Origin of the sequence: Nocardia sp. CA-084685 (assembly GCF_050955785.1) — a bacterium.
Lineage (GTDB): Bacteria > Actinomycetota > Actinomycetes > Mycobacteriales > Mycobacteriaceae > Nocardia.
This window is the reverse complement of the sequence record NZ_CP192094.1, coordinates 5932120-5954571: the sequence shown is the minus strand read 5'-3', so window position 1 is coordinate 5954571 and position 22452 is coordinate 5932120. Positions and strand designations below refer to the sequence as shown.

General features: G+C 65.6%; 17 protein-coding genes. 12 read left to right on the top strand and 5 right to left on the bottom strand.

The features are described from left to right. Positions 1 to 18 precede the first annotated feature (18 nt). Together ACQP2U_RS26455 and ACQP2U_RS26450 are read left to right on the top strand one after the other, a co-directional pair. Positions 19 to 5721: a TIR domain-containing protein gene (locus ACQP2U_RS26455; RefSeq protein WP_433709949.1), complete on the top strand. Its 5703-nt coding sequence runs from the start codon at positions 19 to 21 to the stop codon at positions 5719 to 5721. A gap of 139 nt (positions 5722 to 5860) precedes the next feature. Next, the gene (locus ACQP2U_RS26450; RefSeq protein WP_433709948.1) at positions 5861 to 7090 is read left to right on the top strand and encodes an FAD-dependent oxidoreductase; all 1230 of its coding nucleotides are present in this window, start codon (positions 5861 to 5863) and stop codon (positions 7088 to 7090) included. Between the two features lie 192 nt (positions 7091 to 7282). Here ACQP2U_RS26450 and ACQP2U_RS26445 read toward each other — a convergent pair whose 3' ends face one another. Further along, positions 7283 to 8251: a quinone oxidoreductase family protein gene (locus tag ACQP2U_RS26445; protein ID WP_433709947.1), complete on the bottom strand. Its 969-nt coding sequence runs from the start codon at positions 8249 to 8251 to the stop codon at positions 7283 to 7285. Positions 8252 to 8333: 82 nt separating this feature from the next. Here ACQP2U_RS26445 and ACQP2U_RS26440 point away from each other — a divergent pair, with 82 nt between their 5' ends. Beyond that, entirely contained in the window at positions 8334 to 8909 is a 576-nt protein-coding gene (locus ACQP2U_RS26440) for a TetR/AcrR family transcriptional regulator (protein ID WP_397028744.1), read from the top strand. On the opposite strand, the gene ACQP2U_RS26435 is transcribed toward ACQP2U_RS26440, so the two are convergent. After that, positions 8906 to 9619: an HD domain-containing protein gene (locus ACQP2U_RS26435; protein ID WP_433709946.1), complete on the bottom strand. Its 714-nt coding sequence runs from the start codon at positions 9617 to 9619 to the stop codon at positions 8906 to 8908. The two genes, ACQP2U_RS26440 and ACQP2U_RS26435, sit on opposite strands and share 4 nt — an antisense overlap. Before the next feature lie 105 nt (positions 9620 to 9724). On the opposite strand from ACQP2U_RS26435, the gene ACQP2U_RS26430 reads away from it, so the two are divergent. Then, positions 9725 to 10603, top strand: a complete 879-nt coding sequence (locus ACQP2U_RS26430) for a hypothetical protein (RefSeq protein ID WP_433709945.1) — start codon at positions 9725 to 9727, stop codon at positions 10601 to 10603. 3 nt (positions 10604 to 10606) lie between these two features. Here ACQP2U_RS26430 and ACQP2U_RS26425 read toward each other — a convergent pair whose 3' ends face one another. From ACQP2U_RS26425 to ACQP2U_RS26415, 3 genes are read right to left on the bottom strand one after another with little or no spacing between them, the layout of a single operon-like run. Further along, positions 10607 to 11053, bottom strand: coding sequence for an SgcJ/EcaC family oxidoreductase (locus ACQP2U_RS26425; RefSeq protein WP_433709944.1), 447 nt, complete (start codon positions 11051 to 11053; stop codon positions 10607 to 10609). Positions 11054 to 11108: 55 nt separating this feature from the next. Then, positions 11109 to 11735, bottom strand: coding sequence for an alpha-ketoglutarate-dependent dioxygenase AlkB (locus ACQP2U_RS26420; RefSeq protein ID WP_433709943.1), 627 nt, complete (start codon positions 11733 to 11735; stop codon positions 11109 to 11111). A gap of 47 nt (positions 11736 to 11782) precedes the next feature. Continuing rightward, complete coding sequence (locus ACQP2U_RS26415) at positions 11783 to 12340, bottom strand: TetR/AcrR family transcriptional regulator (RefSeq protein ID WP_433709942.1); 558 nt, start codon at positions 12338 to 12340, stop codon at positions 11783 to 11785. A 104-nt stretch (positions 12341 to 12444) separates the two neighbouring features. Here ACQP2U_RS26415 and ACQP2U_RS26410 point away from each other — a divergent pair, with 104 nt between their 5' ends. The 8 genes from ACQP2U_RS26410 to pyrF all read left to right on the top strand — a co-directional run bounded on the left by ACQP2U_RS26410 (position 12445) and on the right by pyrF (position 22214). Further along, positions 12445 to 13305: an SAM-dependent methyltransferase gene (locus ACQP2U_RS26410; RefSeq protein ID WP_433709941.1), complete on the top strand. Its 861-nt coding sequence runs from the start codon at positions 12445 to 12447 to the stop codon at positions 13303 to 13305. A gap of 151 nt (positions 13306 to 13456) precedes the next feature. Then, positions 13457 to 14092, top strand: coding sequence for a bifunctional pyr operon transcriptional regulator/uracil phosphoribosyltransferase PyrR (gene pyrR / locus ACQP2U_RS26405; protein ID WP_397028758.1), 636 nt, complete (start codon positions 13457 to 13459; stop codon positions 14090 to 14092). Positions 14093 to 14129: 37 nt separating this feature from the next. After that, positions 14130 to 15086, top strand: a complete 957-nt coding sequence (locus tag ACQP2U_RS26400; protein WP_433709940.1) for an aspartate carbamoyltransferase catalytic subunit — start codon at positions 14130 to 14132, stop codon at positions 15084 to 15086. Positions 15087 to 15162: 76 nt separating this feature from the next. Then, positions 15163 to 16458, top strand: a complete 1296-nt coding sequence (locus tag ACQP2U_RS26395) for a dihydroorotase (RefSeq protein ID WP_433709939.1) — start codon at positions 15163 to 15165, stop codon at positions 16456 to 16458. Continuing rightward, complete coding sequence (locus ACQP2U_RS26390; protein WP_433709938.1) at positions 16459 to 16956, top strand: transporter; 498 nt, start codon at positions 16459 to 16461, stop codon at positions 16954 to 16956. After that, positions 16953 to 18065, top strand: coding sequence for a glutamine-hydrolyzing carbamoyl-phosphate synthase small subunit (carA, locus tag ACQP2U_RS26385; RefSeq protein ID WP_433709937.1), 1113 nt, complete (start codon positions 16953 to 16955; stop codon positions 18063 to 18065). The genes ACQP2U_RS26390 and carA overlap by 4 nt, the downstream gene beginning before the upstream one ends. Further along, a complete protein-coding gene (carB, locus tag ACQP2U_RS26380; RefSeq protein WP_433709936.1) occupies positions 18065 to 21373 on the top strand; it encodes a carbamoyl-phosphate synthase large subunit in 3309 nt (1102 codons plus the stop codon). The genes carA and carB overlap by 1 nt, the downstream gene beginning before the upstream one ends. A gap of 16 nt (positions 21374 to 21389) precedes the next feature. Continuing rightward, positions 21390 to 22214: an orotidine-5'-phosphate decarboxylase gene (pyrF, locus tag ACQP2U_RS26375; RefSeq protein ID WP_433709935.1), complete on the top strand. Its 825-nt coding sequence runs from the start codon at positions 21390 to 21392 to the stop codon at positions 22212 to 22214. Positions 22215 to 22452 lie beyond the last annotated feature (238 nt).

Here is a 22452-nt window from a genome sequence, read left to right as displayed (position 1 = left end):
TCGGGGCATACTGATGCTGTGACTTCGGGTGGGCGGCGGGACTTCTTCATCAGTTATTCACCGGCCGACGAGCGATGGGCCACCTGGCTGGCTTGGCAGTTGGAGACCGCGGGCTACAGCACCCTCATCCAGGCGTGGGATTTCGTGCCCGGCACCAACTTCATCGACTTCATGGATCGCGGCGTGCGCGATTCGGCGGTGGTGCTGGTGGTGTTGTCGCAGAACTATCTGGGTTCCTACTACGGGACCATGGAATGGCAGGCCGCCTACCGCACCGACCCGGGCAAGTTGATGCCGGTGCGCATTGCCGAATGCACGCTGGAGGGTCTGCTCGCCACCATCACGTATCTCGACCTGGTGCGGGTGTCCACCGCCGAGGAGGCGCGCCGAATCCTGCTGGAGCGAGTCGGACATCTGCTCGCGGGGCGGGCGAAGCCGCCGTCGGAACCTGGCTTCCCACACGATGGTCCGGACCGATTCGCCATCGAAACCATCACGGACACACCCGAATCCGTAGTGTCGCGCCGCGCACCGGTTGCGGCCCCTGCCTTTCCGGGTGCCAACGACCATGACGAGCCGCGTACCAGCGTCTCCGTGCTGCATGTCGCGGGTCCGCGTTTCGGTCGCGGGTTGCTCGCGCCGGACGAACCGAGCACCGCCGCCGAATTGCAGGCGCACATCCACGCCAATGTCACTCATCTGGTGAACCAAGGTGTGGCCAAACCGGACCTGATCGTGGTGTCCGGCGATATGACCGAATCCGGCCGTCCACGCGAGATCGACGAAGCGCTGACCTTTCTGAGCGGATTACGCATGCTGCTCGGCCTCGGTCCGGAGCGGCTAATCGTGGTGCCCGGCAATCACGACGTCTCGAAACCCGCCTGTCACGCGTACTTCCTGAACTGCGAGGCTCGCGATCGCAAACCGCAGCCACCGTACTTCCCCAAGCTCGAGCAGTACGCTCGAATGTTCGGTGCCCTATATCAGGGCCTGGATCACCTCGTCTTCGATATCGGTCAGCCGTGGACACTGTTCCCGATTCCCGAATTGCGGGTGGTGGTCGCCGGACTGAATTCGACCATGGCCGCGACCCATCTGCCCGAGGACAATTACGGCCGGATCGGCGAACCGCAGGCGTCCTGGTTCGCCGAACGGCTGCGCCCGTTCGAGGAGAACGGGTGGTTGCGTCTCGGCGTCGTCCGGCACGATCCGCTGCCCGGGGCGAGCACGCCCGCCCATGATCCCGATCTGCTGCGCGATGCGGATACGCTGTCTCGGCTGCTGGGTGGACGGTTGAATCTGCTGCTGCACGGCCCGGGACCCGGTGGGCCGCATCTGGATCGGCTCGACGAGACGCTGCCCGTCCTGCCCGCCGCCGCTGCGGGGCGCGACGAGATCATCCAGTTGACGGCCGCGGGACTCGCCAGGTTCTCCGGGCGCGGAGAGTCCACCGCGCAATTCGACTTCGATTGGTTGAAGGTGACCGCGGCGCTGCCGACTGCCAAACAGCCCGAGCTCCTCGGAACGGACGAACCGGAGCTTGCGGACCCACCTACCGAAACTCCCACGGTCGATCCGCATGGGCGGCTGCTGGAGCGTGTGGCCGAGGTGTGCGAAACCCGTTATCCCGGTGCGAAAGTCCGGCGGGTCGAGGTTGACCCGCCGCATCTGCTGATCACCAAGGAGGACGACGAGGTCATCGCCCAGTGGCGCGTCGGTGTGCACGTCGGTGATATGACCAGGCAGGTGGTGGAGGACTTCCTCGGCCACGATCCGGAATACGGTTCCGAACTCGTGTACCGCGGTGCGGCGCCGCCGCGTTCGCTGCGCGAGGAGGCTGCCAGCCACGGTCTGCGGGTGCGCAGCTTCACTGAATTCCAGGGACTGCTCGATCTGGACGACTATCTCACGCAGCAGGCGGCGCGGTTACGCGCCGATCGCACCTATCCGCCGGATCTGTATGTGCCGCAGCGCTTCCGGATCCTCGAACACGGTGATCAGCAGATCCGTGACGATCTGGTCGGCGAACTGATGAAGGTGATCGCGGCCGACCACGGCCGATTCATCCTGATACTCGGTGATTTCGGGCGCGGGAAAACTTTCGCGCTGCGCGAGTTGGCCCGCCGCATCACCGAAACCATGCCCGCGCTGATCCCAATCCTGATCGACCTGCGGGCCTTGGACAAAACCCATTCGGTGGACGGTCTGGTCGCCGCACATCTGGCCAATCACGGCGAGGACCGGATCGATCTGAAGGCGCTGCACTACATGCTGCGCGAGGGCCGGGTGGTGTTGCTGTTCGACGGCTTCGACGAACTCGTCACCCGAATCAGCTACGACTTCGCCGCCGATCACCTCGAAACTCTGCTGCAGGCCGCCGTCGGTAAGGCCAAGATCATCGTGGCCAGTCGCACTCAGCATTTCGAATCCCGCGCCCAGGTGCTCACCGCGCTCGGTGAACGCGTTGGTCTGCTGCAGGATCGGCGCATAGTGAGCATCGAGGATTTCGCGCCCGCCCAAATCCACGCCTTCCTGACCAATCGCTACGGCGGCGATATCCGGCGCGCCGACGCCAGAATGGGGTTGATCACCGGTATCGAGGATCTGCTCGGGCTGGCACAGAATCCCCGAATGCTCGGCTTCATCGCCGATCTGGACGAGCGGCGGCTTCGGGCAGCGGCGGGCGCCAAACAGGCGGTTGGTCCTGCTGGGCTGTATCGGGAGATCTTGGAGTCCTGGCTCACCTACGAGGCCGACCGGACCGCGGCCGTGGCCGGTGCGCTGCCTGGGCTGCGCCTGCACGAATTATGGCTCGGTGTCACGGCATTCGCGCTGCGCGTCTGGGAAACCGGCGAACCATATCTGCGGCTGTCCGAATTGACCGAGGTGGCAGCGGATTCGGCCGAGCTGACCGGATCGAGCCGGATGTCGGTGCAGCAGTCGGCGCACGCCATCGGCTCGGGCAGCTTGCTGGTGCGCACCGAGGACAACCTGTTCGGCTTCATCCATTCCTCGGTGATGGAATGGTTGGTGGCCAACCACATTGCCGAACAATTCGAGGTCGGCACCCTCGCGCCCGCCCAGTTGAGCCAGTCTCCGCTATCCCAACTCTCGATCGACTTCCTCTGTGACCTCGCCGATAACGGGGCACTGCGTACGTGGGCCGAGGGTGTGCTCGCCGACCAAGCGGCCGACGAAGTGTCGCGCACCAATGCCATTCGAGTGGCGACCCGGTTGCGCACCGCACCGACAGCGGATCTGCGCGGTGCGAGCCTGGCGGGGGAGGATCTGTCCTATCGGGATCTACGCGATGTCGATCTCACCGGAGCCGATCTCAGCGGCGCCCGATTGGTCGGCACGAACCTCGATCGGGCCGTACTGCGCGGTGCGCGGTTGGTCGGCACGCGTCTGGACGAGGCCAGCCTGGTCGGTGCGGATCTTGGGGAGGCCGATCTCACCCGCGCCCGCCTGGTGCACACCGATCTGACCGGATCTCGGGCAAGCGGTAGCCGCTGGTCCCGCGCGGCACTCATCGAGGTAACCGGCACCCCGACCGGCACTGATCTGCGCGGTGCGGCGTGGGTGCCAGGAGTCGCGGCGCAGACCGAATTCGCACCTGCCGCGATCGGAGTACGGCACGGCTTCCACGCCAGGCACGGCCGACTGCCACAGCCGGTCGCTTACAACCCGGACGGCGGTACGCTGGCCATCGGCAGCGATGACGGCGGTGTGCTCATCTGCGATGCCGAAACCGGTAGGCCGCTGCGCACCTTGCAGACCCACCGTGACCGGACGTTCGCGGTGGCGTTCACCGATACGGTGCTGGTGACCGGCTCCGGCGACGGCACTGTGGGCATCTGGGATGCCGACACCGGCGAACTGCGCCGAATCCTATTGGGGCACAAGAACTGGCCGTGGCCGGTGGTGCTGAGCCCCGCCGGTGATCTGCTGGCCACCGGTGACGCCGATGGCGTGCTGCGGCTGTGGACGTTGCCGAGTGGCGAACTGCGACACGAATGCCGTCCCGCGGCTGGCGGTGGGGAACTCGTCTACAGCTTGGATATTCGTGGACCGCTGGTCGCCGCCTCGTATCGCGATGGCACCGTGCGGCTGTGGGATATAGAAAGTGGGAGGGAAAGCGGGGAATTCAGCGGTGCGTCCGGTTCGGTGTTCCGGGTGGCGTTCAATCCGACCGGCGAGCTGCTCGCGGTCGGTGGCGTCGATGGCACGCTGACGCTGTGGGATCCGTTGAATTGCCGCAAGATTCGCGATCTCTCGGGCCACACCGGGCGGGTCTATACGGTGGCCTTCCATCCTCGCCTCCCGATCGTGGCGAGCGGGGATACCGATGGCGGACTGCGTTTGTGGGATGCGGACACCGGCGTGCAGCGGCAGTCGCTAACCGAACATACGGCGGCGATCTACTGGCTCGGTTTCGATCCGGCGGGTGATCTGCTCGCCTCGGGCGACAGCGCCGGACTGGTCTGTCTGCGCGCCAGCGAGACCGGGGAGTTGCGACACCGGCTCACCGCGCATACCGGTTCCATCTGGCCCTTCGCCTTTCGCCCGGACGGTTCCCAATTGGCCATTACCGACGACCAATTCAGCACAAGGCTCTGGGATCCGGTGACCGGCATCTGCAAACACACATTGACCGGCCATAGCCGCCAGGTCCGCACGGTCAGCTTCAATGCGGATGGCACCCTGCTCTCCGGCGTTGGTAACGATGGTGTGGTTCGGCTGTGGGACCCGGTGACCGGGCGATTGGTACGTCGACTGATCGGCAGCGAAGACCGCTTGCTCACCTTCGAATCGGCGATATTCAGCAAACTCGGCCGCCATCAGCTCGGTCTCATCGGCAACGACGGGCGGCTCAGCCTGTTCAACCTCGACGCCGACTTGTACGAGCGGCACATCAATGTCGAATCCGCACCGATCTGGGCCGCTGCCTTCGACCCGACCGGCGACTATGTGGCGACCGCCAATGACGACGACACGGTGATCATCTGGGTGCGCACCACCGGCGCACTGCATGCCGTGTGCGCCGAACATCGCGGGCGGGTGCGGTCGATCGCGTTCAGCGCCGACGGTGCGCTGATGGCGACCGGCTGCGACGATTCCGTGGTTCGGCTGTGGGATGTGCGCTCCGGACGGTTCCTGCGGGCGCTGAGCGGACATCGTGACCGGGTGTACACGGTCGCCTTCCACGAAGACCGCCTCGCCAGCGTGTCGTGGGATACCACCGCCCGCATCTGGGATGTCGAATCCGGTGCTGCGCTGCATACGCTGACCAGGCATACCGGCAGGCTCTGGACCGCCGCGGTCGATCCGCGCACCGGCACATTGGCGACCGGGGGCGATGATCTGGTCGTTCGGTTGTGGGACATGGCATCCGGACGTCATCTGCATACCCTCGAAGGGCATAAGCGCCGAGTCTGGTCGCTGAGCTTCGACCCGTCCGGCAAGCTGCTGGCAAGCGGCGGCGACGACGGAAATATCCTGCTGTGGTCGCGGCCGGAGGATGACGCGCCGTCGATTCGCGCGATCCTGCTCGGTCTGCCCGAAGGATGGGCGGCGCTCGCGCCCGATGGTCGATACAAATTCGAGGGCAATATCGCCGGGCAGTTCTGGCATGTCATCGGCATGTCGCGGTTCGAATCCGGCGAACTCGACCCCTACCTGCCGGAAGTGGGTCAGCTGGCCGCCGACGCACCCTTCTGAGCGGCTCGAGATGAGAGATTGACCGGTTGCGGACCTTGTGCTCGGCTGCGACATACCATTGAAGTCGGCCCAAGGTATCGCTACATCCGCGCCCGCGGAATGTCCGTCCGGCGCGTGCGCACGGAGGGAGGTCGGGGCAATGCAACGTACGACGTGTCTGGTGGTTGGTGGTGGACCGGCTGGAATGGTGCTCGGGCTGCTGCTGGCCCGCGCCGGTATCGATGTCACCGTTCTGGAGAAGCATAATGATTTCCTGCGCGACTTCCGCGGCGACACAGTACATCCCACGACCCTGGACCTGCTCGACGAATTAGGCCTCGGCGAGGAATTCGCGAAACTGCCCGCGCGCAAGCTGCAGCAGATCCAGCTGCCGATCCGCGGTTCGGTGCAGACGGTGTTCACGCTGGAACATTTGCCCGGTACGCACAAATACATCGCGATGGTGCCGCAGTGGGATCTGCTCGACCTGTTGGCCGGAGCGGCCGACCGGGAGCCGAGCTTCCGGCTGCGTATGAATACCGAAGCGACAGCGGTGATCCGGGAGGACGGTCGGGTCGCGGGTGTCACTTACCGCACCAGAGCCGGCGAAACCGGCGAAATCCGCGCCGATCTGACAGTTGCCTGCGATGGCCGCGATTCGGTGCTGCGGGCCGAAGTCGGCCTCGGGTCCCGTAGTTGGCCGACGCCGATGGATGTGTGGTGGTTCCGCCTGCCGCGCACCGATATCGACCCCGCCGGTTTGATCGGACTGCTCAGCGCCAACCGGGCCGCGGTCATGTTCGACCGCGGTGACTACTGGCAGGTCGCGACGCTCATCGCGAAGGGAGGCGATGCGACGGCCAGACGTGGTCCGGCCACCGAAATCGTGCGCAGCATGGCCGAATCCGCACCGTGGCTGCGCGACCGGGAGGATGCGCTGCGCGACTGGGACGAGGTGAAACTGCTCAACGTGAAATTGGACCGCCTCACCAAGTGGTACACCGATGGTCTGCTCTGCATCGGCGACGCCGCCCACGCCATGTCCCCCGCCGGTGGGGTCGGAATCAACCTCGCGATTCAGGATGCGGTCGCCACCGCGAGAATCCTTGCTCCACTATTGAGTTCGGGCACCGTGACCACCCGTGATCTCGCCAAGGTGCAGCGTCGCCGTACCCTCCCGACCGCCGTCACTCAGGGCCTGCAACGCATCCTGCACGCCGCCGTAATAGGGCCCGCCCTATCCGGCCGCATCAATATCGCCAATGCCGCAACTACGCCCTTGCCGCTACGCATCCTGCGCCGAATCCCCATCCTCCGCACCATTCCCCCCTTCCTGATCGCTCGAGGAATACTCCCCGAACATGCCCCGACTTTCGCCCGCCGCCACTGACCCGCGGATGCACTCGGTGCAACAATGCAGTCGACGCACCGGATGCTCCACGGGAAACATCAACGGCGACAGTTCATTTCAATCCGGCGTGCCATGCGGAACGTCCCATGAGATTCCGCCTCTGCTTGGATGCGCAGCGCCGACGAGCGCTTCCGAGGAGAAGAGTGCCGCTGGGGTGACGGCTGCGATGTGTCAGGGACGCAAAACGATCTTGCCGATGCAGGAGCGCTGCTCGACGAGTTGGTGTGCTTTGGCCGCCTCGTCGAGGGAAAGCACGGAATCGACTTGGGGAGACAGGGTTCCGGTGGTAGCTCGGTTGAGGACGGCAGTGCCGCAACGGGATACCTCGGCGAGCCAGGCCGGTCCGGCGCAGGCGGTGAGCGTCAGGCCGTAGGGGAGTAGATCCGCTGTGGAGATCTGGGCTGGGGCTCCAGAGAGCCATCCATAGCTGAGGATTCGGCCGCGTACCGGGGTCATGACCGCCAGTAGGTCTCGGGCGGTGGTGCCGCCGATGGAATCGAAGACGACGTCGATGGTTGTTCCGTCGAGGGTTTCGCGCAGTCGGGTCGGCCAGTCCGGCGCGTTGTGGTCGATGACCTCGTCCGCGCCCAATGCCGATGCGTGCGCGGACTTTTCGGGACCACCAGCGGTTGCGATGACGCGCGCGGCACCGAATTCCTTGGCGAGTTGGGTCAGTGCGCTGCCGATTCCTGTTGCGGCGGCCTCGATCAGGACCGTTTCGCCGCCGGCGAGCGCCGCGGTCGCGAGCAGCGGCAGTGCCACCGATCCGTCCATCAGGACGGCGGCAGCGTCGACGGACGTGAGGGTGTCCGGTATCGCGGTCACGGAAGCTGCTGGGGCGCAGACGAATTCGGCATAGGAGCCGAAGCCCCGGGTCGCCACCGTGACCCGTCGGCCCAACAAGGCCGCATCGACTCCGTCCCCGATCTCGACGACCACTCCGGCGGCCTGAAAACCGAAGACAACGGGTGGTTCGACCGCCATCGGGAATTCACCCGAACGCAGCTTGGTCTCCGGGAACAGCACCGGAATCGCCTCGGCGCGGATCACCAATTCGCCGGTGCCTGGATGCGGTACGGCGACATCCTGTGCGACCAGGACCTCGGGTCCGCCTACGCCCGTCATTACGATTGCCTTCATCGATAACTCCATAACTTGACTGTCGGTCCAGATATTTGGAACGATATGGACCGGCGGTCAAGTTGTCAATGAAGGTGGTGGAATGACCGACGAACGCCCGAGGGAACGGGCGGATGCCGCCCGGAATAGGCAGGCGATCCTGTCCGCGACCGCCGCACTGCTGGCCGAGCACGGCGCCGACGCGCTCACCATGGATCGGGTCGCGGCGGCCGCCGGGGTCGGTAAGGGCACGATCTTCCATCGCTTCGGTAATCGCGCCGGATTACTGCACGAGATGATCGCCGAGAGCACCTTCGCCGTGATGGATGCCGTCCGGAGCGGCCCGCCGCCGCTGGGCCCAGGGGCACCGGCCGGGCAGCGACTGCTGGCCTTCTTCGACGCCTTCGTGCGAATGATGACCGACAACATCGAGGTCACGGTCGCCTACCTGCAGGGTCCGCCGCATCCACGCGCCGCCGAAATCCACGAATTCTGGGACGCCCATATCACCGCGCTGCTGCGCGAGGCCCGTCCGGACCTGGATGCCGAGGTGGTCGGCAGGCTCCTGCTCGGCGCATTGGGTGGCGAACAGGTGCCGCGACTCGCACGTGCGGGACAGACCGAACGACTGCTCGCGGCGGTTCGTGAACTCGTCGAATCGGTGCTGCGCGCGCCTTAGTCCCTGGCGAGTATGGCGTCGAATCGTTCGTCGGCGCTGTCGAGTTGGTGCAGGATATGTCGTTTGACGTGCTCGGCGAGCGGAGTATCGGCGCGGGTGACGAGATCGCGGTAAATATTGGTGAGCGGGCGGTACTTGGTGGCGAGTTTGCGCATAGACGGACCCTCGGCATAGAGGATCCCGACACCGTTATCGGTGAAGTCGGAGAGTTTGACAATGCGGGCCCATGGCGCGCGATCGAGATTGGCCGCCACATGTTCGCGGTATTGCGCGTGCCGATCGCTATCCGGATCCGGTTGCGGATTGGTGACGGCGGCGACGAGTTCGGCGACCCGGTCGCCGAACCGGGCCGAGAGTTCGGCGAGGGCGGCCTCAGTCGGCGACCCGGGACGCGCGCCGGCCAGTTCGACCGGATGATCCTCGACCGAATCGTGCAGCAGCCCGGCCGCGACGACGTCCGGGTCCCGCACCTCGTAGTGGCTGACGATCCGAATGGCAACGCGCAGTAGGTGACTCAGATACGGTTCGCGCCCGTAACGATCGTCGCGGTGCAATTCGGTAGCCAGATCCAATGCCTCGTTCAGCCGTTCGGTATCCGACAGTTCGGCTATTTCCAGCAGTAGTCGTTCGCGCAGTCCGCTTTCGCCGTAGACCTCGCTGATCGTATGCAGCGGCATCACGGCTAAAACCCCCGCCCCGGGATTGCTCATATGGCCAATGTATCGGGGCTGGGCGCGCACCGCTGTGCTCTGGACCACTGTTCAACTGCGCGAAAATAATCCGTTGCCGCGCGGTGGCGACCATGGTCTCCTGGAATGCACGCGAGGCAGAAACTGGAGGTGAACGTGGCCGCGCAGAACAAACGGCCGCGCACCGGTTCGGCCACCGACAAGATGGCGAAACTGCATCGACGCACCATGGTGCTCGACGGGCGGGTGTATACGGTGCTGAGCCTGCGCCCCGGCAGCGATTTCCGCTTCGCCACCAACCATTTCCATGAGACCTGGCATGTGCTCTCCGATTGGCGCGGTGCGCGGATGCTGGGTCGACTGCTGTGGGGCCTGGCATATCAGCGGCGGCCGGGCACGATCGTCGTCATCGATCCGGCGCATCTGGATCCCAATCCGTTCGACGCCGCACCTTCGGATCCGATCGTGCTGGTGCCCGCTGACCTGACCGTCTTCACCCGCGCCGCCGCCGTCGCCTTGCGTCGGCGGCTGCCATTCCGCGACGGTTCACAGGGCACGGTGCGCTGGCAGACGTTCGGTCTGGATACCGCCGTGGACGAGCTGCGGCAGTGGCGGGCGAAGGGGCCGGGGGAGCGCGACTGGAATTTCGCCGATGTGCCGACCGGCTGGGAACGGATCGACCGCCTCGGCGGCATGGTCACGATTTTCGGTGCGCGCGACCAGCTGCGTTCGTGGGCAACCTCGCTCGCGACACTCGGGACATACGCCTACTACGGCATGGACTACGAGTACCTGGACGAGGACCGCAACGGCGAGGTACAGATCTTTCGGCAGTACCGCAGGAAGGTGAATATCGCACGGCAGGCCCGCGCCGAAGTGCTGGTGCGATTCGACGGACATGCCTCGAAGGAGGAGGTCGAGCAGGCCATCTGGTCGCACTGCGCGACCGTTCGCCGCCGTCGCTTCCCGACGCGGGAGGAACGGCTCGCCGCGCCCCCGAATTGAGGGCTATTTCGCCTGTGGGATCAATGTGTTCTGCCGCGCCGCCGTCCACCACCGACCGTTCTCTTTGACCAACACGTACAGCGCGATCATCGCGTGGTCGATATCGATCAGCTCACCCTCGGCCGTCGTCGCGCGGGCGAGCTTGTGCGCGATCGCGATATCGGGGCGCAGGAATACGATGTCGGCGACCTCGTAACGGACATACTGGTCCTTCAGGAATCCCGCCAGCCCCCGCCGATTCGCCTCCAGCAATGCGTCTTTTCCGACGGTGAGCGCGCCGACCGCATTGACCACTGCCGCATTGGCAGTGACGTCGGCGGTCATCAGTTCAGCGTCGTTGGTGTTGTATGCGGTTTCGACATTGGCGATGATCTGCTCGATGGCCGCAATGTCTTCGGTGTGGTCGACAGTAGTGTCCGTGACCACTGGCTGAATTGTTGTTGCGCTCATGGACATCAGCGTCTTATCTCAACCCTGGTTGAGGTCAATAGGCTCGGTTACGGAGTCAGCGCACACCCCGGGGCCGAAATTGAATGCTGATTCGCGGCCCGGTCGGTCTGCGCGTCTTCGGTACGGCGTGTTCCCAGGTGCGCTGGCATGAGCCGCCCATGACCAATAGATCCCCGTGTCCGACGTGAAATCGAAGACTCCCGCCGCCACCGCGCGGTCGCAGTAGCAGCGCACGTGGCGCGCCGATCGACACAATGGCGACCATGGTGTCGTCGGTCGACCCGCGCCCGATGGTATCGCCGTGCCAGGCCACGCTGTCGCTTCCGTCGCGGTAGTAGCACAACCCGGCTGTGCGGAACGGCTCGCCGAGTTCCTCGCGGTAGTGCGCGGACAGCGCCTCCCGTGCCTCGTCCAGTGTCGGATCCGGCAGCTGTGCACCCTCCTCGTAGAAGCACAGCAGTCGCGGCACATCCACTACCCGGTCGTACATCGGCCGCCGCTCCGCGTGCCACGGCACCGCGTCCGCCAACCGTTCGAACAGCACGTCCGCCCCCGACAGCCAACCGGGCAGCAGGTCGACCCAGGCCCCGTGACTCAATGCGGTCCGGTGCACGCCATCGAGCCCGCCCACCCCGATGTCCCCGAACCCGTCGAGCAATGATCCCTGCAGCAGTGTCGACATGCCGCCGAATCTACGCCTTATCGAACATATGTGCTAGCGAGAATCGGTCATTGATTCTTGGTAAGGATGTCCCGGGCGATATCTACGGCGGCGGCGTAGCACTCGTCGTCGGTGAGTGGGAGATCGCCCATCATGGCAGTGCTCCAGCTGATGGCGAGCAGCGCCTCCCGGGCGCGGAAGACGGCGAGTGGCTGGTGGTCCGAACCCGCCATCAGGTCCGCGAGCACGCGGAACTGATAGCGCATGCTCGAGCCGAAGTCGAGCTGGCGGAAGGCGGGCTGGTTCTCGTGCCAGAACCGGACCATGCTGCGGCCGATGCCGTGCAGGAGTGCGCCGTAGCGGGTGAGGATTTCGTTGGCCCGGGCCGTGCCGGGCGGTGTGCTCTCGGCCCAGGTCACGATGTCGTCGATGCCGCGGCGCAGGTCGTCGGAGAGGCTGGCGACGATATCTTCCTTGGTGCGGAAGTGGTAGTACAGCGCGGCCTTGGTGACGCCGAGGCGGTCGGCGATCTCGCGCAGGGAGGTCTTCTCGTAGCCGCGTTCGGAGAACAATTCCATTGCGACAGTACGAATCCGCTCACGCGTATCGCTGCGACGTCCGTCCATGGCGTCCTTATCTTTTTGCTTGACGACCGGCTAGTGAAAGCCTAGCGTCTTCGCTGAGCCCGAATTACTAGCCGGGCGGCAAGTTAGCTATTGGGGAGGCAGTAATGACCGAAACGCATCCGAAGGTGCCGATGGCGGGTGTCGCATTGACCGCGATCGGTGTCGCGGTCATCCGGGCGAAGGAGTCCGTGCGCACAGACCGCCTGTACGACGACCCGTTCGCGCAGTTGTTCGTCGACGCCGCACGCGACGCCTACCGTGAGGTCGAGGGAGGACTCGAACGGTGGGCGCGGCTGGAAGAGGTCGCGGATATGTTCTTCGAAGGGCGCACGGTCGGCGTCCGGCTCGTCGACGACCGGGTCGCCGAGGCCGTCGAACAGGGGATACGCCAGATCGTGCTGATCGGTGCGGGCTTGGACACCAGGGCATTCCGCCTGGCGCTACCCGCTGACATCCGAGTGTTCGAGATCGATCTGCCGGAGCTCTTCGCATTCAAGGAACCGATCCTCGCCGCGGCGCATGCGAAACCCCGCTGTGATCGCGCGGTGCTGGCCATCGATCTGCGGGAGGACTGGGCAAAGCTGCTCCGGGAGCACGGATTTCGGCCGGATCTGCCCACGCACTGGGTGGATGAGGGCGTCCTGGGCTATTTGACTCACGAACATGCTTTGCACGTGGTCACTACCCTTACCGAATTATCCGCTCCGGGAAGTCGTTTCGGCGTCAGCCGCTTCGCCGTCGACGAAGATGCCCGGCCTTATGCCGAACTCGAACGCCTGGTCCGTGGTGACGAAGGCGCGGACCGTCCACGCACCGACCTCGGCGCCGACGCCAGAACCTGGCTGGACGAACACGGCTGGCATACCGAATTCCATAGCTGGGACGATATGGTCGCCGCCTTGGACCGGCCCGTCGCTTCGGGTGATCCGGACATCGGAGTCGTGATGGCGGTCCGTGAAGCCTGAACCGCCCGAATGCCCGGAGTGTCCTAACCGTACGTGGCCCCGCTCACAGCGGGATATGCCTGGTTAAAACGGTGCGTACGGCGCTGCTAGGCTGCATGCCGTAAAGACATCCTTTAACGGACCGTCCGGTGAGGCGGGGAAGGAGGTCGGCATGGCCGTGCCCGAGGAACGGGCCGCCAAGTCCGGCGCTGCCGAAACGTCGCAGCGACACACCCCGGAGTGGGTGAGCGCGGGACGCGAATTGCTGTCTCCTTCCGACGTCGGCCGGACCATCGCGCGTATCGCGCATCAGATCATCGAAAAGACCGCCCTCGATGCGGGCGAGCTGGACGCACCGCGCGTGGTGCTGATCGGCATTCCCACTCGCGGTACCACGCTCGCCGCGCGACTCACCGACAAGATCGAGGAATTCTCCGGCGTCCGCCCGGCCCTCGGCTCGCTCGACATCACCCTCTATCGCGACGATCTACGCACCCGCCCACACCGGCCACTCGAGCGCACCTCGGTGCCCGAGGGCGGCATCGAGGACGCACTCGTGGTCCTGGTCGACGACGTGCTCTTCTCCGGTCGCACCGTGCGCTCCGCCCTCGACGGCCTGCGCGATCTCGGCCGCCCCCGCGCGGTCCAGCTCGCGGTGCTCATCGACCGCGGCCACCGCGAACTCCCGATCCGTGCGGATTTCGTCGGCAAGAACGTGCCGACCTCCCGCAGCGAGGATATTTCCGTATTGCTCACCGAACACGACGGCCGTGACGGCGTCTATTTGCATCAGGAGGAAGCGCAGTGAACCGGCTCGCCGGAGCGAGTGTCAGCGAGGCGGAGTCGTGAGACACCTGCTGACGGTGACCGACCTCGATCGTGCCACCGCCACCGAACTGCTCGACGAGGCCGAACGCTTCGAACAGGCGCTGCTCGGCCGTGAGGTGAAGAAGTTGCCGACGCTGCGCGGTCGCACCGTGATGACGGTGTTCTACGAGAACTCGACTCGCACACGGGTGTCGTTCGAGGTCGCGGGCAAGTGGATGAGCGCCGATGTGATCAATGTCAGCGCGAGCAGTTCCTCGGTCGCCAAGGGCGAGTCACTGCGCGACACCGCGCTGACGCTGCACGCGGCGGGAGCCGACGCGCTCATCGTGCGGCACCCGGCCTCCGGGGCGGCGCATCAGATCGCGCGCTGGATGGATGGGTGGGCGGTCGCCGAGGGGCGGCAGGGCCCGGCGATTATCAACGCCGGTGACGGCACCCACCAGCATCCGACGCAGGCGCTGCTGGATGCGCTGACCCTGCGTCAGCGTCTCGGCGATATCGAGGGCAAGCGGATCGTCATCGTCGGCGATATCCTGCACAGCCGGGTCGCGCGCTCGAATGTCTTCCTGCTCGATACTCTCGGCGCCGAGGTCGTACTGGTCGCACCGCGCACGCTGCTACCGGTCGGTGCGGATCTGTGGCCCGCCCGGATCTCGTCATCGCTGGACGCCGAATTGCCCGGCGCCGATGCGGTGCTGATGCTGCGGGTGCAGCAGGAGCGGATGAACGGCGGCTTCTTTCCGTCGGCCCGCGAATATTCGGTCAACTACGGACTTTCCGAGCGCAGGCTCGCACTGCTGGACGAGAACGCGGTCGTCCTGCATCCCGGTCCGATGCTGCGCGGCATGGAAATCGCCTCGCCCGTGGCTGATTCCCCGCAGGCGGCGATTCTGCAACAGGTGACGAACGGAGTGCATATGCGGATGGCTGTGCTGTTCCGGCTGCTGGTCGGCACTCAGGAGGCTGTCGCATGAGCGAACGAAGTGAGCGAATCATCATGTGCCAGCGCGCATGGTACATGCCGGAGCCGAGCGCCAGCGAGGTGAAGGCATGAGCCTGCTGCTCAAGGGTGTTCGGCCGTACGGCGAGGGCGAGCCGGTCGACGTACTCGTGCGCGATGAGGTAATCGCGGCCATCGGAACCGATCTCGGCATTATCGACGCCGACGTCATCGACGCGCAGGGCCAGATATTGCTGCCAGGCTTCGTCGATCTGCACACTCATCTGCGCGAACCCGGCCGCGAGGACACCGAGACCATCGAAACCGGCTCCGCCGCAGCGGCACTCGGCGGTTACACTGCGGTCTTCGCCATGGCCAATACCAACCCGGTCGCCGACTCGGTGGTTGTCACCGATCACGTGTGGCGGCGCGGCCAAGAGGTCGGCCTGGTCGATGTGTATCCGGTGGGCGCGGTCACGGTCGGCCTGGGGGGCAAGCAACTCGCCGAAATGGGTACCATGGCGGCCGGTGTCGGCGCGGTGCGCATGTTCTCCGATGACGGCCACTGCGTCTACGACCCGCTGCTCATGCGCCGCGCACTGGAGTACTCGAACTCCCTTGGCGTCTTGATCGCACAGCATGCCGAGGAGCCGCGCCTGACCAAAGGCGCTGTCGCGCACGAAGGTCCGACCGCGGCCCGCCTGGGTCTGGCCGGTTGGCCGCGTGCCGCCGAGGAGTCGATCGTGGCCCGCGACGCACTGCTGGCCCGCGACGCGGGTGCCCGTGTGCACATTTGCCACGCCTCCACCGCGGGCACGGTCGAGCTGGTGAAATGGGCCAAGGCCCAAGGTATTTCGATCACCGCCGAAGTCACCCCGCACCATCTGCTGCTCGACGACTCGCGCCTGGAGACCTACGACGCGGTCAATAAGGTGAACCCGCCGCTGCGCGAGGTCTCCGACACCATCGCGCTGCGGCAGGCACTCGCCGAGGGCGTTCTCGACTGCGTCGCCACCGATCATGCTCCGCACGCCGAACAGGACAAGTGCTGCGAATTCGCCGCCGCCCGCCCGGGCATGCTCGGACTGGAGACCGCGCTGTCGATCATCGTGCAGACCATGGTCGAATCCGGCCTGCTGGACTGGCGCGGTGTCGCCCGGGTGATGAGCGAGCGTCCGGCCGAAATCGTCGGCCTCGACGGCCACGGCCGCCCGCTCGAGGTCGGCGAACCGGCCAATCTGACGCTGGTCGATCCGGATGCGACCTGGACGGTGCGGGCCGCCGAACTCGCCAGCATTTCGAATAACACGCCGTTCGAGGACATGACGTTCCCGGCTCGGGTGACAACGACGTTGCTCCGCGGCCGGGTAACCGCCCGTGAGGGCAAGGCGGCGGGAGGTTCGTAAGTGGAAAGAGCACTCTGGGTGGTCGGACTGCTCGCACTGTTCGCGCTGTGCATCTGGTTGATGTACCGAGGCTGGCACAACCGTGCCGCGCGGCAGGCGGCGCGGATCGGCGAACTACCGCACGTGCCGGGCGATCTCGGCGCTCAGGTACTAGAGCCGACCACCGGAATGTATCTCGGCAGCACCATCGCACCCAGCTGGCAGGACCGGATCACGGTGGGCGACTTGGGGTTTCGGGCCACGGCGGAACTCACGCGGTTCGAACGAGGGATTCTGCTCGAGCGCGACGGTGCGACGGTGCTCTGGATTCCAGAGAAATCCATTACCGCAGTGCGGACCGAACGCGGACATGCGGGCAAGGTTATGACGGAAGATGGTGTGCTGGTAATTCGCTGGAAGCTGCCGACCGGAACCGAGATAGATACCGGTTTCCGAGGTGACGACAAGACGGTGTACCCAGCGTGGGCCAGGGCGATGACGGGAGACGACGAGGGATGACACAACAGGCAGCATTGGTGTTGGAGGACGGTCGGGTTTTCCGCGGCACGGCCTTCGGCGCCGTGGGTGAAACACTCGGTGAGGCGGTGTTCTGCACCGCGATGACCGGCTACCAGGAGACCCTCACCGACCCCAGCTACCACCGCCAGATCGTAGTAGCCACGGCCCCGCAGATCGGCAATACCGGCTGGAACGACGAGGACGACGAATCCGGCAAGATCTGGGTCGCCGGATACGCGGTCCGCGACGCCTCGCGCGTCGCGTCGAACTGGCGCTCGACCGGGACTCTGCAGGACCAGTTGGACCGCCAGCAGATCGTCGGCATCGCGGGTATCGACACCCGCGCGCTGGTGCGTCACCTGCGCACCCGCGGTTCGATGAAGGCGGGCATCTTCTCCGGTTCGGCGCTGGCCGACGCTGATGAACTGCTGGCCCGGGTGAACGGACAGCCTTCGATGCTCGGCGCGGATCTGGCCGAAGAGGTCAGCACCGACGCGCTGTACACGATCGAACCGAATGGCGACCCGCGCTTCACCGTGGTCGCGGTCGACCTCGGCATCAAGACGAACACTCCGCGTATGTTCGCCCAGCGCGGCATGCGGGTGCATGTGGTGCCGTCGACCGTCGGGCTGGACCAGATCCTGGAGCTGAAGCCGGACGGTGTCTTCCTGTCCAACGGTCCGGGCGACCCGGCCACCCAGGACGGCGCCGTCGCCATTACCCAGGGTGTGCTGGAACAGGGGCTGCCGCTGTTCGGGATCTGCTTCGGGAACCAGATTCTGGGCCGCGCCTTCGGTCGCAAGACCTACAAGATGAAGTTCGGCCACCGCGGCATCAATATCCCGGTCGTCGAACACGACACCGGCCGGATCTCGATCACCGCACAGAACCACGGCTTCGCACTGGAGGGCGAACAGGGCGAACAGTTCGATACCCCGTTCGGCAAGGCCGAGGTCAGCCACGTCTGCGCTAATGACGGCACCGTCGAGGGCGTGCGCCTGGTCGATGGCCGCGCATTCTCGGTGCAGTACCACCCGGAGGCCGCCGCCGGACCCCATGACGCCGCCTATCTCTTCGACCGTTTCGCCGGTCTCATGGAAGGAGCCTGATGCCTCGCCGCGAGGATCTGAAGCATATCCTGGTGATCGGCTCGGGCCCGATCGTCATCGGCCAGGCGTGCGAATTCGACTACTCCGGCACCCAGGCGTGCCGGGTGCTGCGGGCCGAGGGCCTGCGGGTATCGCTGGTGAACTCCAACCCGGCGACCATCATGACCGATCCGGAATTCGCCGATTCCACCTATGTGGAGCCGATTACCCCGGAATTCGTCGAGAAGGTCATCGAAAAGGAACGCCCCGACGCTATTCTCGCCACTCTCGGTGGGCAGACCGCATTGAATACCGCGGTCGCCCTGCACGAGCGCGGTGTGCTGCAGAAATACAATGTCGAACTGATCGGCGCCGATTTCGAGGCCATTCAGCGCGGTGAGGACCGGCAGAAGTTCAAGGACATCGTCGCCAAGGTGGGCGGGGAGAGCGCGCGTTCGCGGGTCTGCCACACCATGGACGAGGTCCGCGAAACCGTTGCGGAACTGGGCTTTCCGGTGGTTGTGCGGCCGTCGTTCACCATGGGTGGGCTCGGCTCGGGCATGGCATACAACGACGAGGATCTGGATCGGATCGCGGGCGGCGGTCTGGCCGCCTCGCCGACGGCCAATGTGCTCATCGAGGAATCCATCCTGGGTTGGAAGGAATACGAACTCGAGCTGATGCGCGACGGCCGCGACAATGTCGTGGTGGTCTGCTCGATCGAGAATGTGGACCCGATGGGTGTGCACACCGGCGATTCGGTCACCGTCGCACCCGCCATGACCCTCACCGACCGCGAATACCAGCGTCTGCGCGACCTTGGCATCGATATCCTGCGCGAAGTCGGCGTCGATACCGGTGGCTGCAATATCCAGTTCGCGGTGAACCCGCGTGACGGTCGACTGATCGTCATCGAGATGAACCCACGTGTCTCGCGCTCGTCCGCATTGGCGTCCAAGGCGACGGGTTTCCCGATCGCCAAGATCGCGGCCAAGTTGGCCATCGGCTATACCCTGGACGAGATCGTCAACGACATCACCAAGGAAACCCCGGCCTGTTTCGAGCCGACCCTGGACTATGTGGTCGTCAAGGCGCCGCGTTTCGCCTTCGAGAAATTCCCCGGCGCCGACGCCACGCTGACCACCACCATGAAGTCGGTTGGCGAGGCGATGTCGCTGGGCCGCAACTTCAGCGAAGCGCTCGGCAAGGTGCTGCGCTCGCTCGAGACCAAGGCCGCGGGCTTCTGGACCCAGGACGACGGGAAATGGACCGATTCCGAGGCCGTCCTCGAAGATCTGCGCACCCCGACCGAGGGTCGCATCTACCAGGTCGAACGGGCACTGCGGCTGGGCGCGAGCATCGAGGAGGTCGCTGCGGCCTCCGGGATCGACCCCTGGTTCGTGGCCGAGGTGGCCGGACTGGTCGAGTTGCGCCGGGAGGTCATCGACGCGCCCGTACTCGATGAACCACTGCTGCGTCGCGCCAAGCACTATGGCCTCTCCGATCGCCAAATCGCCGCGCTGCGACCGGAATTGGCTGGTGAGACCGGCGTGCGCGCACTGCGGCACCGGCTCGGTATCCGTCCGGTCTTCAAGACCGTCGACACCTGTGCCGCGGAGTTCGAGGCCAAGACTCCGTACCACTACTCGACCTACGAGCTCGACCCGGCGGCAGAGTCGGAGGTCTCTCCGCAGCGCGAACAGGACAAGGTGATCATCCTGGGTTCCGGTCCGAACCGGATCGGCCAGGGCATCGAGTTCGACTACTCGTGCGTGCATGCGGCGCAGACCCTTTCGCAGGCCGGATACGAGACGGTCATGGTCAATTGCAATCCGGAGACCGTCTCCACCGACTACGACACCGCCGATCGGCTCTACTTCGAGCCGCTGACCTTCGAGGATGTGCTCGAGGTCTACCACGCCGAAACCGAATCGGGCACCGTTGCCGGTGTGATCGTGCAACTCGGCGGGCAGACCCCGCTGGGTCTGGCGCAGCGCCTCACCGATGCCGGTGTGCCGGTGGTCGGCACCAGCGCCGCCGCCATCGACTTGGCCGAGGATCGCGGTGAATTCGGTGACGTGCTGGTCGCCGCGGGCCTGCCCGCGCCGAAGTACGGAACCGCGACCACCTTCGCACAGGCCAAGAAGATCGCCGCTGGCATCGGCTACCCGGTCCTGGTGCGTCCGTCCTATGTGCTCGGCGGACGCGGTATGGAGATCGTCTACGACGAGGCCTCGCTGGAGGGCTACATCTCCCGTGCCACCGAACTCAGTCCGGAACATCCGGTGCTGGTCGACCGCTTCCTCGAAGATGCCATCGAGATCGACGTGGACGCGCTCTGCGACGGTGACGAGGTCTACCTCGGCGGTGTGATGGAGCACATCGAAGAGGCGGGCATCCACTCCGGCGACTCCGCCTGCGCACTGCCGCCGATCACGCTGGGCCGTAGCGATATCGAGGCGGTGCGTCGCTCCACCATCGCGCTGGCCAACGGCATCGGCGTCAAGGGCCTGCTCAATGTGCAGTACGCGCTCAAGGACGATGTGCTCTACGTCCTCGAGGCGAACCCTCGGGCGAGCCGGACGGTCCCGTTCGTTTCCAAGGCCACCGCGGTACCGCTGGCCAAGGCGGCGGCACGGATCACCATGGGCGCCACCATCGCCGAACTGCGCAAGGAAGGCATGCTGCCCGCCGAGGGCGACGGCGGACATGTGCCGCTCGACGCCCCGGTCGCGGTGAAGGAAGCGGTGCTGCCGTTCCATCGGTTCCGCAAGGCCGACGGCAGCGGCGTGGACTCGCTGCTCTCACCGGAGATGAAGTCCACCGGTGAGGTCATGGGCATCGATGCCGACTTCGGCACCGCCTTCGCGAAGAGTCAGGCGGCGGCCTACGGATCGCTGCCGACCGAGGGCACGGTCTTCGTCTCGATCGCCAACCGCGACAAGCGTGCCATGGTGTTCCCGGTCAAGCGCCTCCACGATCTCGGCTTCCGGATCCTGGCCACCGAGGGCACCGCGGAAATGCTGCGCCGCAACGGAATCCCGTGCGAACAGGTGCGCAAGCATTCCGAGGAGGGTCCCGCCGAACAGCCCACTATCGTGGAGCAGATCCGCGACGGCGAGGTCGACATGGTGTTCAACACCCCGTACGGCAACTCCGGGCCGCGCGTGGACGGCTACGAGATCCGCACGGCGGCGGTCGGTGTGAACATCCCGTGCATCACCACGGTGCAGGGTGCGGCCGCGGCGGTGCAGGGCATCGAGGCGAGCATCAACGGCGGCATCGGGGTGCGTTCGCTGCAGGAACTGCATTCGGTGCTGCGTGGCTGACCAAGGAGATGCGGCGATGAAGACGTTCGGTGCCCGACTGCAGCACGCCATGCGGCATTTCGGGCCACTGTGCGTCGGCATCGATCCGCATCCCGGCCTGCTCGAATCGTGGGGTCTTACCGACGATGTCGATGGCGTCGAGAAATTCGCCGAGATCTGCGTCGAGGCCTTCGACGGCCTGGTCGCGCTGATCAAACCGCAGGTCGCTTTCTTCGAGGCCTACGGTTCCGGCGGGATCGCGGTGCTGGAGCGCACCATCGGGGTGCTGCGGGCCTCGGGCACCCTGGTGCTCGCCGACGCCAAGCGCGGCGATATCGGCTCCACCATGGACGCCTACGCACGCGCCTGGCTGGGCGACGGACCGCTCGGCTCGGATGCGCTGACGGTCTCGCCGTATCTCGGATTCGGTTCGCTCGCACCGGCTTTGACACTTGCGCAGGCGAACGGTCGCGGTCTGTTCGTACTTGCCGCCACCTCGAACCCGGAAGGCGCACAGGTGCAGCGGGCGCTCGCCGCGGACGGTCGCACGATCGCGCAGACCGTGGTCGATGCGGCGGCGCAGTGCAACGCGGGCCAGGAATTCGGATCGGTCGGCATTGTGCTCGGGGCCACCCTCACCGAGGCGCCGGATCTTGCTTGGCTCAACGGTCCGATCCTGATGCCGGGTGTCGGCGCTCAGGGTGGCGGTCCGGAAACCGTGCGTGAGCTCGTGCCGGAGCAGTTGTTGCATGCCGCGGTGCCGAATGTTTCGCGGGAGGTGCTCGGCGCCGGTCCGTCCGTCTCGGCACTGCGTGCCAAGGTGAGCGCACTGCAGCAGGAATTCGCCTTCCTACGGCGATGAGGTGGTGATGATCGCAATGGACCGACGCTTAGCCGTCGGTCCATTGCGCGTTTCCGGGTAGGAGAGCCGTTGACACGGCATGACGTGTCATATCGAACAGCTGTGCGGCCCGCTGCGCCGATTTTCCTGTTTCCGGCATGCCTGGTGGCCGGGGCGGCGTCCTGATCGATCACGGAGCCAACTGGACCGGCACACAGTGCCGCTCGCTCTCGCCGCGCCGCGGTCCAGGCAAAGGCCG

Excerpts from the sequence above, each read along its gene's own strand:
- ACQP2U_RS26450 (WP_433709948.1), top strand. The coding sequence starts at position 5,861 with ATGCAACGTACGACGTGTCTGGTGGTTGGTGGTGGACCGGCTGGAATG.
- ACQP2U_RS26445 (WP_433709947.1), bottom strand. The coding sequence starts at position 8,251 with ATGAAGGCAATCGTAATGACGGGCGTAGGCGGACCCGAGGTCCTGGTC.
- ACQP2U_RS26440 (WP_397028744.1), top strand. The coding sequence starts at position 8,334 with ATGACCGACGAACGCCCGAGGGAACGGGCGGATGCCGCCCGGAATAGG.
- ACQP2U_RS26435 (WP_433709946.1), bottom strand. The coding sequence starts at position 9,619 with ATGAGCAATCCCGGGGCGGGGGTTTTAGCCGTGATGCCGCTGCATACG.
- ACQP2U_RS26430 (WP_433709945.1), top strand. The coding sequence starts at position 9,725 with ATGCACGCGAGGCAGAAACTGGAGGTGAACGTGGCCGCGCAGAACAAA.
- ACQP2U_RS26425 (WP_433709944.1), bottom strand. The coding sequence starts at position 11,053 with ATGAGCGCAACAACAATTCAGCCAGTGGTCACGGACACTACTGTCGAC.
- ACQP2U_RS26420 (WP_433709943.1), bottom strand. The coding sequence starts at position 11,735 with ATGTCGACACTGCTGCAGGGATCATTGCTCGACGGGTTCGGGGACATC.
- ACQP2U_RS26415 (WP_433709942.1), bottom strand. The coding sequence starts at position 12,340 with ATGGACGGACGTCGCAGCGATACGCGTGAGCGGATTCGTACTGTCGCA.
- ACQP2U_RS26410 (WP_433709941.1), top strand. The coding sequence starts at position 12,445 with ATGACCGAAACGCATCCGAAGGTGCCGATGGCGGGTGTCGCATTGACC.
- pyrR (WP_397028758.1), top strand. The coding sequence starts at position 13,457 with ATGGCCGTGCCCGAGGAACGGGCCGCCAAGTCCGGCGCTGCCGAAACG.
- ACQP2U_RS26395 (WP_433709939.1), top strand. The coding sequence starts at position 15,163 with ATGAGCCTGCTGCTCAAGGGTGTTCGGCCGTACGGCGAGGGCGAGCCG.
- carA (WP_433709937.1), top strand. The coding sequence starts at position 16,953 with ATGACACAACAGGCAGCATTGGTGTTGGAGGACGGTCGGGTTTTCCGC.
- carB (WP_433709936.1), top strand. The coding sequence starts at position 18,065 with ATGCCTCGCCGCGAGGATCTGAAGCATATCCTGGTGATCGGCTCGGGC.
- pyrF (WP_433709935.1), top strand. The coding sequence starts at position 21,390 with ATGAAGACGTTCGGTGCCCGACTGCAGCACGCCATGCGGCATTTCGGG.